The sequence below is a fragment of the Salipaludibacillus sp. CUR1 genome (assembly GCF_021028955.1).
Taxonomy (GTDB): Bacteria; Bacillota; Bacilli; order Bacillales; family Salisediminibacteriaceae; genus Salipaludibacillus.
This window is the reverse complement of the sequence record NZ_JAIWPE010000033.1, coordinates 1-15961: the sequence shown is the minus strand read 5'-3', so window position 1 is coordinate 15961 and position 15961 is coordinate 1. Positions and strand designations below refer to the sequence as shown.

At 41.2% G+C, this 15961-nt stretch carries 11 protein-coding genes and 1 tRNA gene; 9 read left to right on the top strand and 3 right to left on the bottom strand.

Annotated elements, in window-relative coordinates; translation table 11 throughout:
• Positions 1–452 precede the first annotated feature (452 nt).
• The 4 genes from K8O68_RS07845 to K8O68_RS07830 all read left to right on the top strand — a co-directional run bounded on the left by K8O68_RS07845 (position 453) and on the right by K8O68_RS07830 (position 6114).
• Positions 453–1067: a guanylate kinase gene (locus K8O68_RS07845; RefSeq protein ID WP_230896358.1), complete on the top strand. Its 615-nt coding sequence runs from the start codon at positions 453–455 to the stop codon at positions 1065–1067.
• A gap of 351 nt (positions 1068–1418) precedes the next feature.
• Positions 1419–2102, top strand: coding sequence for a TetR/AcrR family transcriptional regulator (locus K8O68_RS07840; protein WP_230896357.1), 684 nt, complete (start codon positions 1419–1421; stop codon positions 2100–2102).
• Positions 2103–2215: 113 nt separating this feature from the next.
• Positions 2216–4828: a PEP/pyruvate-binding domain-containing protein gene (locus K8O68_RS07835; RefSeq protein WP_230896356.1), complete on the top strand. Its 2613-nt coding sequence runs from the start codon at positions 2216–2218 to the stop codon at positions 4826–4828.
• Between the two features lie 95 nt (positions 4829–4923).
• A complete protein-coding gene (locus tag K8O68_RS07830; RefSeq protein WP_230896355.1) occupies positions 4924–6114 on the top strand; it encodes an MFS transporter in 1191 nt (396 codons plus the stop codon).
• Between the two features lie 234 nt (positions 6115–6348).
• Here K8O68_RS07830 and K8O68_RS07825 read toward each other — a convergent pair whose 3' ends face one another.
• Positions 6349–8010 (bottom strand): SLC13 family permease, encoded by a 1662-nt coding sequence (locus tag K8O68_RS07825; RefSeq protein ID WP_230896354.1) that lies wholly within the window; start codon positions 8008–8010, stop codon positions 6349–6351.
• A 410-nt stretch (positions 8011–8420) separates the two neighbouring features.
• Between K8O68_RS07825 and K8O68_RS07820 the strand changes: the two genes are divergently transcribed.
• The 4 genes from K8O68_RS07820 to K8O68_RS07805 all read left to right on the top strand — a co-directional run bounded on the left by K8O68_RS07820 (position 8421) and on the right by K8O68_RS07805 (position 12643).
• Positions 8421–9893, top strand: a complete 1473-nt coding sequence (locus tag K8O68_RS07820; protein WP_230896353.1) for an alkaline phosphatase — start codon at positions 8421–8423, stop codon at positions 9891–9893.
• A gap of 365 nt (positions 9894–10258) precedes the next feature.
• Positions 10259–11032 carry a peptidase MA family metallohydrolase gene (locus K8O68_RS07815; protein ID WP_230896352.1) on the top strand — a complete coding sequence of 258 codons (774 nt, stop codon included), beginning with the start codon at positions 10259–10261 and terminating at the stop codon, positions 11030–11032.
• A 182-nt stretch (positions 11033–11214) separates the two neighbouring features.
• Positions 11215–11976: a potassium channel family protein gene (locus K8O68_RS07810; protein ID WP_230896351.1), complete on the top strand. Its 762-nt coding sequence runs from the start codon at positions 11215–11217 to the stop codon at positions 11974–11976.
• Positions 11977–12160: 184 nt separating this feature from the next.
• Positions 12161–12643, top strand: a complete 483-nt coding sequence (locus tag K8O68_RS07805) for a hypothetical protein (protein ID WP_230896350.1) — start codon at positions 12161–12163, stop codon at positions 12641–12643.
• Between the two features lie 371 nt (positions 12644–13014).
• Here the strand turns inward: K8O68_RS07805 and K8O68_RS07800 are convergent, their stop codons facing one another.
• Together K8O68_RS07800 and K8O68_RS07795 are read right to left on the bottom strand one after the other, a co-directional pair.
• Complete coding sequence (locus tag K8O68_RS07800; RefSeq protein WP_230896359.1) at positions 13015–13392, bottom strand: SET domain-containing protein; 378 nt, start codon at positions 13390–13392, stop codon at positions 13015–13017.
• Positions 13393–13546: 154 nt separating this feature from the next.
• Positions 13547–13643, bottom strand: a tRNA-Sec gene (locus K8O68_RS07795).
• A gap of 238 nt (positions 13644–13881) precedes the next feature.
• On the opposite strand from K8O68_RS07795, the gene selB reads away from it, so the two are divergent.
• Entirely contained in the window at positions 13882–15780 is a 1899-nt protein-coding gene (gene selB / locus K8O68_RS07790) for a selenocysteine-specific translation elongation factor (protein WP_230896349.1), read from the top strand.
• The last annotated feature ends 181 nt before the right edge of the window (positions 15781–15961 follow it).

Genomic DNA, 15961 nt, shown 5'->3' with positions numbered 1-15961 from the left:
CGGAAAATGGGTTTAAAGTCGTTGATATAACGTTTGATTTTCATGAAACCGCCGTATACGGATCCGTACGTACGGTGGTGTGAGAGGTCGGGGGCTAATCACCCCCTCCTACTCGATTTAAACTCGATCCCAGCCTTTTCTATTTAAAAATTTAATCATAAACTTTATCATCTTACCGTATCCTTTTATAATGGAAGGTAGCTAATTAAAGTTATTTTTATACAGTCTGACAGAATATGTAAAACTTAAAAAGAAGGAATACAGGTTATATTTATCGAATAGGAGGAGAACCGGCTTTAATGAGGGGGAAGATCTTCAGTTTATTAGAAGATAATATGAAGAGTCTGGCCGACTGAATGATTGCTGTACTTTGCCGCTGTTTCAGCGGTTAAATTTTTGTCAGCCAGATAGATTAAAACAGCTGGCGTATTTTATTTTGGGGAGGAGATAAAATGTATAATCTGAAAGAAAAAGAGCTGATTTTTGTTTTTACAGGACCTGACGGTTCTGGACGGAAAACTGTTTCGAAACTTGTAGGAGAAAATACCTTGCAGATGAAAGGGGTCATTTCCTATACGACGAGAAACCGCAGACCTTACGAAACGGACGGAAAAGACTATCACTATATTTCACCGGGAGAATTTCAAGCATCAAAAAATAACGGTGAGTTTCTCGAAAGTGTAGAAGTTGACGGTCATTTTTACGGTATTAAAGAAAAAGATGTCAGAGAGACGTTCGAGAAAAAAGGCTGTATCTACCTCGTAGTGAATCCGGAGGGGGCAGATATCCTGAAAAAACTGTACGGCGATAAAGTTATTCGCTTTTTTGTCTATGCTGATCGTAATACTGTTATGAACAGACAAAAGGAGAGAGGCGATACTCCGAAAATTATTGAGCGGCATTTAGCTCATTATGACGAGGATATGGCGTACAGAGTGCATTGCGAGCATGTTTTTGAAAACTATAAACTTGACCATACGGCATTTGAAGTCACCCAGACAATAGAGAATTATTTTGAAAAGAAACTTGCAGAAAAGAAAGCAGCGTCTGAGCCTGAAAAAATTTAAACAGACTGTCTCTCCATGTAATTGAGCGGGAGGTGTCCAATAAGAATTAGGCAGGATGCTGGCCAAAAGAATAGTTACCATATAGAAGTCCGAAGAAATAGTTAATTATTTCTTCGGATTTCTCTTTTTTTTGGAATTTAAAAAGATTATCTCTGACAAAGAAAAAGGAGTGATTTCCGCCAGGTGGAGGCTTGCCAAGCAAATAGTTTATACATATTATTGTCACATTTGAAAAAGATAAAAATGTTGATTTGACAGTGTTTTGACTTTTGCGCCGAATTGACTTTTTTAAATAAACACGATAATATTAAAATAACAAACCGGCGGTCGGTATTTTAGGAGGTGACAGTAATGAAAGACGCTAAAGAACGCCACGACAGAAAACAGGAATTTTTAGACACGGCGTTAGATTTGTTTTACGAAAAAGGTTATGAGAAAACAACAATTAAAGACATAATTAATCAAGTCGGCCTTTCAAAAGGCGCCTTCTATCATTACTTTGAATCAAAAGAGGACGTTATTGAGCAAATATCAGAAGCTTTTGCTGAAGAGACCATTTACAGCGTCAAAAAATTATCTGAGCGGACGGACATTAACGCTGTTGAAAAAATAAACCGTTCAATCGAACTTATACAGCAGCACAAAAAACAGTTTAAAGATAAACGCAAGAAAATAAAAGGAGCTTTTAACAGTGAAGAAAACTTAAAGCTACAGAAAAAGATTTTAGACAGGTTAAAAGGCAGAATCCTTCCTTATTATAAAAGAATGCTGGATGAGGGCGTGACAGACAACTTGTTTGATATTCCCGATTCTACAGAACTTGCTGAGTTTTTCCTGTTAACGTTTGATAATTTAAGTAAATCAATTGAGGCATTAGAGTCGGCCATGCTTGATAGAAAGACAATGGATGAGCAGGAATTTAAAACAGCCTTGGAAAACAAACTGGCCTTTTATCAGGAAGTAATAGAAAGGGTTTTTAAGGTAGAGAAAGATACATTTAACGTGAGAGATCCTTTTATGAACAGATTTTCTTAAATTTTTTTACATTAAAACATACCAACGGTCGGTATAGTACTAAATGTATAAGAAATTATACGGATGTGATGACGGTCATTGGTGATATTAAAAAATAGAAGGAGGGAGCAACAATGGGTTATCAGTATGTGAAGTTTTTAAATGAGACAGGAGCGAGAGATTTTATGTCTGTCGGTGGTAAAGCTGCCAATCTCGGAGATATGTTAAAGGCGGAACTGCCTGTGCCGGGAGGGTTTGTTGTATTAACAGAGGCGTACAAAGCATTTATAGAAGAGAATCATTTGGAAGAAAAGATTCAGACAATTTTAAGGGCGGTAAAAGGAACGGAGATCGAACAATTAGAAGAAGCAGCCGCAGAAATTAAGAAATTAATAGAACAGGGGTCCCTCCCTGAAAAAGTCAGCCAAGAAATTAGAACGGCTTACAGCTTATCAGGGGCGGAAGAAGTTGCTGTCAGGTCATCCGCTACAGCAGAAGATTTACCCGGCACCTCATTTGCAGGCCAGTATGATACGTTTTTAAATGTGAAAGGCGAGGAGGAGCTTTTACGCAACATTCTAACGTGCTGGTCATCGTTATGGAACAGCAGAGCTATCTCTTACAGGCTCGAGCAGAGGATTGAAAATACTGATCTTGCGCATGGAGTTGTCGTGCAGCATATGGTAAATGCAGATAAGTCGGGCATTCTGTTCACAGCTAATCCTGTTAACGGCAGGCGCGACCAGATATTAATTAATTCATCGTGGGGGCTCGGGGAAGCGATTGTTGGCGGAGAAGTGACACCAGACCAATGGGTCGTCGACAAACATACCGGAAAAATTGTGGAAGAAAAGGTTGCCCAAAAACTGCTTATGACAATAAAAAAAGATAAAGGTATTGATACTGTAAATATTCCTGCAGAAAAACAAAAAGAAGCTACTTTAACTTATCCTGAAGTAGACGAGCTTCTGAAGCTTTCAGTTAAAGCAGAAAACTATTTTGGCTCACCACAGGATCTGGAATGGGCCTTCCTTGACGGGGAATTTTATCTCGTCCAATCACGACCGATTACTTCCCTTTATCCTTTGCCGGAAGAGCAGCCTGGTAAAGGAGGCCTGAGAATATATCTTAATATCAATAACTATTCCCAGGCAATGAAGGAGCCTTTTACCCCCATGGGGGAAGATATTATCAGAGCGATGATCGTGGACACAGCTCGAGTGTTTGGAAGGAAAAAAGACCAAAAAGCCGACCTTTGGTGGTACCAGTCCGTTGGGGGACGCATTTTTGCAGATATCACAGACTTCCTCAGAAAAGAAAAGAGCTGGGATAAATTTAAAAAGAATGACACAGCAGACAAAGATCCGATGACAACTAAAGCTCTGCTTCAGCTCATGGAAAGGAATAGAGAGGAGCTTATTAATCCTAAGGAAGCGGTTAACTTACTGCGGTTCCTTAACCCCAGTCTCGTCAGCTATTTAACTGGGGCAGCCTTAAAATACAGCGTTGGCATCTTTTCTCCTGAAACTGCAAGAAACAAGGCTATTCATATTGCGAAAAGAACAGTTAAAGAATTCAGGGAAGAGACGGATGAGCTCAAAACACCAGAGGAAATTTGCTCCTATATCCGTCAAAACAGCCACAAACTAATTAAAAACTGTGGAAACCTCTTGTTCTATGTCGCAGTTTCTTCAACTTATATAGATAAAGTGAAAAAAATATTGGAAAACCGCCTGGATAATCCTGAAGATTTATACGAGGCAGAAAAATCTGTTCCTTACAGTGTGACCACACAAATGGGAATGGAAATATTAAAGCTTGCAAAACTGTATGACCAAAAAGGCGTGCAGCCGGATCCCGGTGACACAGAGATAGATGCATTCCTTGAAAAATACGGACACAGATCTTCTGTGGAACTGGATGTGGGCGTGCCGGCATGGAAAGAAGAGCCGGAATATGTTATCGATCTGATAAATTCCTATATTGATAATGATAATTATCAGGCAAGCATCGATAAATTTTATCAAGGAGAAAAAGAAGCTGAAGCAGCAATTGAAAGGATTAGAGAAAACCTTAAAGCAAAAGGCTACAAAAAAGAAGCGAAGAAAGCTGAAAAATTATTAAAGGATTTCAGGGAAATGTTTGGGATAAGAGAGCTTTCTAAATTTGTCATAACCGAAGTGTTCAGCTATTACAGGGACAAGCTGATTGAGGCTGGAGGCCGGCTTCAGGAAGAGGGCAGACTATCAGATAAACTGGATATCTTTTATGTCACTCTGGATGACATTTTATCTGGACAAGATTTGGATCATATTGCAGCGCAAAACAAAGAAAAGTACCACAGATATTTAAAGCTGAATGCTCCGAGGCTAATGACAAGCAAAGGTGAAAGCATTTATTCTGCAGTCCTCGAGTCTGGCGGTAATTCTCTTGCGGGTGTTGCTGTCTCTCCCGGTATATATGAAGGGAAAGTGAAGATTTTAAAAACGCCGGAAGAAGGCCGCAGGTTAGAGAAAGGCGACATTCTTGTGACTGCCGGCACAAATCCTTCATGGACGCCGCTGTTTTTGAATATTGGCGCACTGATTATGGAAACGGGCGGCCCGATTTCCCATGGGTCGGTCGTAGCGAGGGAATATGGTGTGCCGGCCGTCGCGGGTGTAGCCCAGGCGAGCACTGAACTAAAAGACGGTCAGACAGTAAAAGTGAACGGGGAAACAGGGATCGTAGAAGTAATCAATGAGTAATAGGTTTGCTGCACAGGTGGAAAATCTTCCACCTGTACAGACTTTTTTAGCATACATTTGTTGATCTATTTTCGGCTGCAAAAAGAGGTGTTTTTATGAAAACAAAACGAATGGTCATATTGTTTTCCAGTATAGCTATTGCCATGACCGGTTATGGCATAGCTTTGCCTTTATTTCCTTTCCTTATTGAAAAATACGGAGGGGGAGGACTGCAAATTGGACTTCTGGTGGCCAGTTATGGTGTCATGCAGCTCCTGTTTGCTCCGGTATGGGGAAGCCTTTCGGACAAGTACGGAAGAAAGCCAATGTTACTCATAGGAATGTCCGGCCTCGGAGCAGCAATGATCTTCTTTGGCTTATCAACCCAGCTATGGATGCTTTATGCCGCTCAATTATTATCAGGTGCTTTATCTTCGGGCGTTTTTCCGGTAGCTATGGCTTATACGAGCGATATTACGGAAGGGGACGAACGGGGAGGAGCTATGGGTAAAATCGGGGCAGCTGCCGGGCTTGGCATCATCTTAGGTCCAGCCATTGGAGGACTCCTTGGAGCGGAATCTTTGTACATTCCATTCTTTGCGGCTGCGGGTTTTGCATTTATAACATGCCTGATTATCTGGTTTGGCCTTCCTGAATCACTTCCTGAAAATAAGAGGTCAGCGGAAAAGGAAAGTGTAAAACTCCTTAAACCGAGCGGGTTATGGCAGGCCTTGCTTACTCCTATGGCCTTTGGGCTGATCATCGCTTTTGCCGTAAATTTCGGTAAATCAAATTTCTCAAGTGTATATGGGCTTTATGCGCTGGAAAGGTTTGGATACGGGCCAAGAGAAGTCGGCATTATATTAATGGTTATGAGTTTTATTTATTTGCTTGCCCAAGGGTTTATAGTCGGTCCGCTGACTAAGAAATTCGGGGAAGAAAAAGTTATAAAAACAGCTTTAATCGGTAATGCTGCAGGGTTTATTTTTATTATGGCGGCTGAAACCTTTGTGGTAATTATTCTCTCAGTCAGTTTCTTCATATTGCTGAATGCTCTTTTAAAACCCTCAGCGTTGGCCTTTGTGTCCAGGAGATCCGTTTACAGCCAAGGCAGAACGATGGGAATAACAGAATCTTTTATGAGCTTAGGAAGAATCTTGGGACCTCTGTGGGCCGGAAGCTTGTTTGATTTTAATTATTATTATCCGTTTATAAGCGGAGCGGTTATCTTTCTAATTATGTTCGGTGTAAGCTTTATCCTTACAAGGGAAAAAAGGGAAGTCTCTGCTCCTTATGAAAAAACCTGAAGAATTAATAACAACGTTGCTGGGAGAAAAGCATAGTAATCATAAAGAAAGCCGAACAAAATTTTTGAATTTTGTTCGGCTGTGCTTTTTGAGAAAAGGAGTGATTTCAGTCCGCCATGCGGACGCTTGCCCAGGGGCTTGTCTTCAGCTAAATTCAACTCAGCCTGGAGCTTCGTTAAATTATTGTTCCTCTTTTACAATCTTGTCTTTAGTTTTGTCCAAGCCTCGTCTCATTTAACCTGGAAATGTAGTCAAATCGATCCCGAAAACAATCGGCAGAAGAAGCGTTACAAAGATCACGAGTCCGGCTACTGCAATAATATTCATCCAGAAACCGGCTTTAATCATGTCCCCCATTTTTAAATACCCTGAACCAAATACAACGGCATTTGGCGGGGTAGCTACCGGGAGCATGAATGCGCACGATGCTGCCACAGCAGCTGGCACCATCATGGCGAATGGATGGACGTCAATCGCATAAGCGAGCGAGGCCATAATCGGCATTAGCATAGTCGCTGAGGCCGTATTTGACGTGATTTCTGTTAGGAATACCACAAAAATGGATACGGCGATGACAATAACAATAAACTGAACTCCGACCAGAACGGTGAGCTGCTCACCGATCCACACATCAAGGCCTGAATCTCCAAAAGCTCCGGCAATTGCAAGTCCTCCGCCGAATAAGATGAGGATCCCCCATGGCACATCTTTAGCTGTATGCCAGTTCATCAGCTTAACTCCCTGATATTTAAAAGAAGGGATTAAAAAGAGAACAAGTGCTCCGGTGATTGCTATGAGCGTATCATCGATGTTCGGATGTACGTACTCCTGAAGGACGAATGAGCGGCTGATCCACGCAAGAGCAGTTAATGTAAAAACTGTCAAAACTACTTTTTCATCGGGGCTCATGGGTCCTAACGCTTTGCGTTCATTTTGTACGACCTCACGTCCTCCGGGAATTTCCTTCATTTTCATAGGAAAAGCAAAGGTAATCAGATAAAGCCAGGCAATGATTAAAAGAACGGCGGCTAAAGGAACACCAAACAGCATCCAATTGGCAAACGACAAGTCAACGTCAAAGATTTCCCGAAGCTGTCCGGCGAGGATCGTGTTTGGCGGTGTTCCTATAATTGTGCCAAGTCCGCCGATGGACGCAGAGAAGGCAATCGCAATCATAAGGCCTTTCGCAAACTGGTCTTCTTGTTGTTTCGCATTTTTCACTTTCCTGTCATCTATCAGGTGGGAGAACTGATAAATGATAGCTGTTCCAATAGGCACCATCATCATTGCAGTTGCTGTGTTAGAAATCCACATAGAAAGGAAGGCGGTTGCAAGCATGAACCCGAGCATGAGTCGCTTTGTGCTGGTGCCGACCGCATTAATGATCGTCAAAGCGATCCTCTTATGTAAGTTCCATCTCTCGAGCGCCAGAGCAATAATAAATCCTCCAAGGAAAAGAAAGACGATGTTGTCGCCGTAGTTTGGAGTAACTTCCCCTACCCCTAGGTTAGTGACCAGTGGAAATAAAATAATAGGCAGAAGTGACGTAACCGGAATTGGAATAGCCTCTGTAATCCACCAGGTGGCAATCCAGGTCGTGGCAGCAAGAACGCCGCGTGCTTCAAGCGGAAGTCCTTCAGGCTGAAAGAAAAATAGAATGATGAAAAACAATAAAGGACCTAGAAACAAGCCGACAATTTGTTTCGGTGTAAAATCTCTTCCATCCGGCGAAGGTTCACGGTAAGTACCTGTCATTTTTCCGGAGGCTTTTTCCATGCGGCCTTTGTATTCAGGAGGAGGTTCACCTCCTGACCTGCCGCTTACAAACCTCAGCAAATCTTTGATGCGGTAGTGGCTTTCCCACGATTTGTTCCATAGACGTTTCATAGTACTCATCTAAAACTAGCCCCTTCCTCAAGTATAAAGTTGTCTTTTCGACCAGATTGTACCACCAGATTCCCATTTGTGAAACCGCTCCCAGAAACGATAGGGGGCATATGAGAAGTTGCAGCAGGCTCATCCTGCGGAATGCTGTCGAATTCTTATTTTTATTAATTGTCTGAAACTGATGCTAAAGGCAGGAAGGGCAAGGTTTCTCCGGTGAAATTAGAAGGGGAGAGCAGAAGTATTAATAGTTTTGGCAGTCAATCAATAGGTCTATTTCCCTCTAAAAATGGCTTTAATAGTACTAGGAAACTGAGGGGGTTTTTAAGCTTATTTCAGTTGTTAAAAAAGCTGATCTATGGTAAATTGAAAGCGTTAACATCTGACGTCAGATGTCTTACAAATATTTTAGGAGGGATTAAATGAAATATTCTAAATTAATGAGATCTGCTGGAGTTCTTGCTTTAACAGCCTCGGTTTTGATGGCATGCAATAACGAAAGCGATGAGGTGGATGCCAGCCCGGATAATAATGGCGAAAACACTGACCAGTCAGAAAATAGCGAAGGAACTCAAACAGCTCCAAAAAACGTTATTATGATGATTGGAGACGGTATGGGAGTCGGTCAGATAGAAATCGCACGTTTGCTTGAGCACGGAAAAGAAGGTATTTTACATATGGAGAAACTTGAACATGCCGCATTTATGAGGACTTATTCCAGTAATAATTGGGTAACAGATTCTGCAGCAGCGGGTACAGGAATAGCAACTTCAGTAAAAACAGATAATGGAATGTTAGGTGTTGACCCGGATGGCAATGAACTCGATAGCATTCTTAAATTATTTCAGGCTCATGACAGAAAGGTCGGAGTCATTTCAAACAATACTGTAACAGACGCCACCCCGGCAGCTTTTACGGCGAACGTTGAGAGCCGCTCTGGTCAGGAAGAAATTGCACGCCAAATGCTTGAGAACGAGTATGATTTAATGCTCGGCGGCGGAACGGATTACTTCTTGCCGGAGCGTCAGGATGGGAATAACCTGATTGAGGAATTTGAGGAGTTAGGCTACGATATTGTGACTGACCGGGATGAATTACTTGATGTAGAGAATTCTGAAAAACTATTAGGTTTATTCCATGATTCATTTATGAACTACAAAGTCGATTACGATTTATACGACTCTAATGAGCCTTCTCTGAATGAAATGTCTGAAGTGGCATTGGACATGCTTTCACAGGATGACGACGGTTTCTTCTTAATGATTGAAGGGGCCCGGATTGACCACGCTGCTCATGCTGCTGATTTTACAAGTGTCTGGCAGGAAACGATAGAGTTTGATGAAACTGTAGGAGACGTCATGGAATGGGCAGGAGAGCGTGATGACACGCTTGTCGTTGTGCTGGCCGACCATGAAACAATGGGGATGGCTTCTTCAGAAGTGATGGACAAAGAAGCCCTTAGAAATGTGTCAGCCTCACCGGAATATATGGTTTCACAATTTGAATTTGATGAGGATAATGGCATTTATACTCCTGAGTCAGTCAGAAGTGTGGTTCAGGAATATGCAAACTTCGAAATGACGGATGAAGAAATCGATGCGTTTAATGAGTATATTTATGATGAAGAAGGCGAATTAAGATTTCCTCATGAGCAAGGCTGGGAAATCGGTTCATTCATTGCTGACCAGTATGGGGCGGGTATCATGAGCAGAGAAATTCGTGCCGCAAGCAGCACAGGCGGACACACAGGTAATATGGTGCCGGTTTTCGCAGAAGGTCTCGGAGCTGAAAGGTTTAATGGGACACTTGATAACACGGATATCACTCAAATCCTGGCTGAAGTAAGCGAACTGGATTTCGAGCCTGGTGAAATTCCTGATCAGACTAATGACTAATACTTTTTAAAACAAGGGCTGCCTCTAATAGAGGTGGTCTTTTTCTTTACCCGCAGTTCACCCTATATAAAAAACGCCTATAAGTTTTTTAAGTTTAGCTCATTCAGTAAAGCTTTAAAAGATAATATAATTTGAATTTTAGGGATGGGGCGAATCTGGAAAATAAGTTATTGATAAAAAAATAGGGTAATAATTTATAAAAAGATTGCTTCTCAATCTTTCTTGCAAAAATTTGAGAGTATTTAAGGAGCGCCTATGAAACAAGCATTTCATTTAAAAGCCATTTTATTTTTGTCTCTGGTTGTTTTTTCAACAGCCGGGTTTTATACTTTGCAATACTTAATGAAAATATTGAAGGCGAAAGTATGTATGTGGACATACTAATCTCTTCAGAAGAAGATCAAGACATTCAGCAGGAAAAGAAGCTGAAACAGGGTAGAAAGAAAGCAACTTTTAACCATATTACTTTTTACTTTTCAGAAAAAGCCGAAGAATTAATGCCGTTAACTAAAAAAACGATTGAACGGGCGATGGAAAAAAGCAACGACCTTTTAGGAGAGTATAAGGAAAGGCCTGTTGATATTGTTCTTTTCGAAAACGAAGAAGAATTTTACAAACTGACCGGTGAAGCCGATACAGATGGTTATTATATAGATAGTGAAAAGCTGCTGGCCATTTTGCCGAAGGATAAAAAGGCGGTTCTTGACGGAGAGGAAAACTATCTGTTTGAATTTCAATCAACTATCATACATGAATATACTCATTATGCCTTTCGGCAGAAAATAGAGGATATGGGGATAAACCAAAAAGCAATACCGATTTGGTTTGAAGAAGGCCTGAGTGAATATGCAGGGAATGATAAGTTTGTAGAATCAGATATGACTATTGTTCCTTTCAGTTACTTGACTGATAAAGCAGGCTGGGAAGAAGCAGAAAGAAAAGAAAATATGGATGTTTACGGCCAAAGCTATCTTGCCGTAAAGTATATTGCTGAAACGAACCAGGAAGATGTCTTTCTGCACATATTAAAAGAAACAAAAAAAGCAGAAGACTTTGAGACAGGCCTCTATACTGCAGCAGGTCTTAAAACGGAGGATATAGAAGAGTTTTTATCAGAGAACATACAATCAGTTGAATAATCTCTGTTACTTCCTAATTAATAGCGTGATAGCGTGGTACATGCGTTCAAAGCCCTTATATGGGCTTTTTTATTTGGGACTGTAAAAATTATATAGACAAATATTATTTATCCAATTAGTATAAGGGGCAAATAATGTGGGGGAGGGGAATTAAGGAGTTGAATAAATTAAGGAAACTTTTTATGTTAAAGAAAGTCCAAATAGCTTATGAGTGTCTCATGCTGATTCTTGTTATTGCGTCAGTCAGTAAGATCTGGTCGGATAATAAGTTGCTTTGGAGGTTTGATTTTTTTATTTGGATGCTTTTTGTAGTGGATTATTTTTTTAGAGTCTCAATAAGTGAACAAAAGTGGCACTATATAAAAAAACACCCGTTGGATTTAATAGCAATTATCCCTTTAGATGCGATCTTCCGGTTAGCGAGGCTTGCAAGATTAGTAAGGGTGTTGAGATTGTTTGCGATTGGAATGAGATATTACAAACCCGTTCATGATATTTTGAAGAGGAATGGCTTACAGAAGGCGTTTACTATCGTTATTGCTTTAATATTTGCGGGTGCTATTCCAATTGTACTAGTAGAAGACAGCATAACGACTTATCATGACGCCGTCTGGTGGTCAATTGTGACCGCAACAACAGTAGGCTATGGCGATATAAGCCCTGAAACGATTCTTGGCAGATTAATAGCCGTTATTTTTATGGTATTTGGAATCGGTTTAATAGGCTTGCTGACAGGAACGATTGCTACATATTTTATTGATAATAAACAAAATATTGAAACAGCAGATAAGCAAATTGAATTTGTCAAATCAGAACTGGACCGGATTGATGAGTTGAGCAACAGAGAAATAGAAAACCTCGTATATATACTTAATTCCAGAAAAATCACCGACACACATACAATAAAGGCTAAAAAAATAAGAAAGAGTGCTTACAGAAATTAAGTGTTTTTAATAACAACAGGAACGATTTTACCCGGAATAGTATGTAAAACATTATCCTTTAAATTATTTATGGGGACCCGGCAATTTGCCGGGTCCCTATTTCATTTATACAAATTATTAGAAACCGGTATAAAAGAAGGCTTCTCCTACATACTTGTTAATAAAAAGTAAAAGGGGGAGAACCATGGAGTGTGTGGGAAGTATCCTTTCATCTGATAAATATGAATTGGAAAAACCTCTACTGGTATTGGAAGATAAACAACAGCTGGCAAACTACCATGGAAATGGAATTGATTTTTTCTTTGCGATAAACAACCTGGATACAAGGATCCTGACTCTTTTTACAGAATCAAATGACAGAAATTATGCCGGTTGTATTCTTGTTTATGATTTTAAATCGTTTTTATCAGATGAAAAAATTAAAGAAGCAATCATATGGCATGAAATAGGGCATTTAACTTATCCTGCAGGTAAAGGAAATGAGCTGGATATACTCGCCGAAATCAAATGTGATATGCTTGCTGTCAAAAAAGCAGGGAAGAGCGGGCTCGAAAAGCTGCTCCAGAACATTGTTTCTGCAGGAGAAAAAATGAACAATTCCATCCTCATCAATGCAGCAAATAAAAGACTGGAGCATTTAAATAAACCATTAAAAATCATTAGCTAAATTAGCATAAAAATTTCTTAAAACGTCGTTCCAACCCTGCCATACTATACTCCTACAATCTCCACAAGTAACGTAGCTGAATTCCAAATCTTCTTTTTAAAACTTTTAATAGCAAGGGAACTCTAAAGTAAAAATCACCAGACTAACTATTAAAACAGTCGTTACTAATAGATGTTAAAAAATAGAAAAAGATGCCTTTCAAAAGGGGAGAGCCCTTTTTTGAGGCATCTTTTTTACACATATGCTTTTGCAGTGAACTCTATAGACACACGCTTAGTAGTCATGATTATATCAACTGAAAAGTGTGCTCTTCACCTCTTTATACCCTGAATAATCCTTCTATTTTTTTGAAAGCGTAAAGAATTAAATTGCTATTTCTTATGAAACCAGAGGAGTTCTTTATCATTAACGTCGCCATTATAGTTGATGAGTATCTCTTCTCCTGCTTTGATGTCTTTATAAGCATAGTACTCAAAAGTATTGTTGTCAAAATTGATTTCATATGTGGCATTGGGCTCGTATGAATGGTTAAAAAGCATTCCGTAGCCTAAAATGACGGCACCGTGGTTTTCACCGTATTCAAATACGTAATCCGCCAGTACTGTATGTTCAATTAATTGATGCTGCTCGTTAGGGTAAGGGAGAACCGGCGCTTCATGTATGAGCTGACCTTTTGGTATATCGCAGGTGGCAAATACTCCCCTTCTGAACTCCCCATCGCTAATAGGAGATTTATTTATTTCAATCATCATTGATCACCTTTTATAGTTTATGTTTAACCTTTTTGGTTCCATATTATTTTGGTCATGATGGCCCATAAATAGACAACTGAAAAATGCTGGCTTTCCTAACTTGGAGTTCCAGCATTTTTACCATCTATACAGAGGCTTATGTATTAAGGTTTGGCGGGACCGTGTGGGAATCGAACCCACCGGAGACGTCACGCGCCTCCCTGAAGGTTTTGAAGACCTCGGCAAGCACCAGCTACACATCCGGCCCCGTAATAAAATGTCTTTTATTTTGACGACAAATAACATTATAGCATGAGAATGAAGCCCTTGCTACACAAAACTATTGAAAGTTTCCGGGTGCCTTTCAAACTGATCTATAATTATCCTGGCCCCTATGCAATCCCTATTTACTCTTCTCCTCTTTCAAGGCTAAAAGGGGAAAGGCTACAGCTCATGTGTTAAAATAAACCAAGATATATTTTGAGCTGGAAGACTGGAGGAGACGACATGTCAGAACGTTTTTACACCATAGGGATGGCCGGGCATATTGACCACGGCAAAACGACATTAACTAAAGCCTTAACAAATATAGATACGGACCGTTTAAAAGAGGAGAAGGAGCGGGCAATCTCCATAGAACTGGGGTATGCCCCTCTTTCTCTTGGCGATGATTACCATGTGTCCGTTATTGACGTACCCGGGCACGAAAAATTTATCCGTCAGATGATTGCCGGAGTGGCAGGAATCGACCTGGTTATTCTCGTCGTAGCGGCGGATGAAGGAGTCATGCCTCAGACTGTTGAACATTTGGATATTCTTAATCTTTTAGGCATACACCACGGACTGATCGTCGTTACCAAAATGGATCAGGTCGAAGAAGATATGATTGAACTTATTGAAGAAGATATTGCCGGCCAGGTGGAAGGCACTTTTTTTGAAGGGTCCGAGCTTTTATTTGTGGACAGCGTATCGAAGAAAGGGATCCCTGAGCTGCGGGAAAAAATTAAGGAGCGTCTTGCCGGTGTACCTGTTCGCGATGCACGCGGTGCTTTCAGGCTGCCGATTGACCAGGTATTTACAGTACACGGCCAGGGAACCGTCGTACGGGGGACTGTTTATGAAGGGGAAATGAGCGAAGGAGATACGCTGGAACTGCTGCCTCAGCAGCGAAAAGTCCGGGCGAGACAGCTCCAGGTACATCACCAGCCGAAAAAAACTGGCCGGGCCGGCCAGCGGGTTGCGGTTAACCTGGGCGGTGTGTCGAAGCAGGAAGTCAGCCGCGGAGATGTGCTGGTGTCGACCCAGTATTACAGCACCACCCGGACAATTGATATTTCTTTGGATACGGTAGATAACCTTAAATTCCCTTTGAAGCAGCGAGGCTACATAAAATGCCATCTCGGCACGGCAGAAGTCTACGGGAAAATTGTTTTTTTTGACCGGAACGAGTTAACGGAAGGTAAAGGCGTCCTTTGCCAGCTCAGGCTTGATCAGCCTGTAGTTACACGCAGGGGAGACAGGTTTATTTTAAGGCGGCCGTCCCCAGTTGAAACGATTGGCGGCGGAACGGTCATCGACCCACAGGGAGAGAAGTATAAATTTGGCGAAGAGACAATTGAGATGCTGAGCAGAAAAAGTGAAGGGACACCTGAAGAAAGGCTGATTGACCTTTTGAAAGATAAAAAAAGCCTCGCAGAAAAAGAGGCGCTAAACGACCTGTCTATGGATAAAGAAGTATTGGATGAAGTCAAAGCAGCTTTAGCCGAGGAAGGGATCCTTAAAGTGTTTGGCGGGGCGCTTGTTCTCGAAGCGACTGCACAGGAACTGATTGATATGATCGAAGAGGAACTTAAAGCTTACCACACCGACTACCCTCTCCGGGACGGCAAAGAATTAGCGCAGATTAAACAGGACTTTTCCTCCTATGGAAACGAAGCTGCCGGTAAAATAATCGAGGAGGCTATTTCTGAGGGTATATTTGTAAAAACAGGCGCCTTACTGGCTTCGGCTGATTTTAAGCCGGGTTACCCAAAACAATGGGCCAAGAGGATGCAGCAAGTTGAAGACAGTTTGATGAGCCAGGGTCTTGAAGTGGAACCTTCAGCGGTTCTTTTTGAAAAAGCGGGGCTTCCGGAAGATTGGGCACGGGAACAGACACATTTTCTTCTTAGAACAGGAAAGGTTATGTCTCTGGACGAAAAACATCTCCTTTCCTCTGAGGCCTTTAATAAAGGACTTATAAACCTTTATCACAGCACTGGAGAAAGGTTTACTCTACAGGAAGCCAAACACATTTTTGGACTTACCAGAAAATATCTTGTTCCTTTAATGGAGCGCATAGATGAGAGCGGCTTTACTAAACGGGAAGATTCAGAGCGTGTGTGGGTAAAAAAGCCCGATGAATAAGAGAAAAGGACGGTTTTATACCGTCTTTTTTCTCTGCCTAATTTTACTTTTAAAGAATTAAGGCTCTATACTGAATGTTGTGGTGCGTCCTGTGTCTCCAAGGGGCGGAGCCCCTTGGAGACACAGGCACAAAAAATGCACCTAATTCTCTCTCTTTGTTAACCTTGAGTTACCACACACA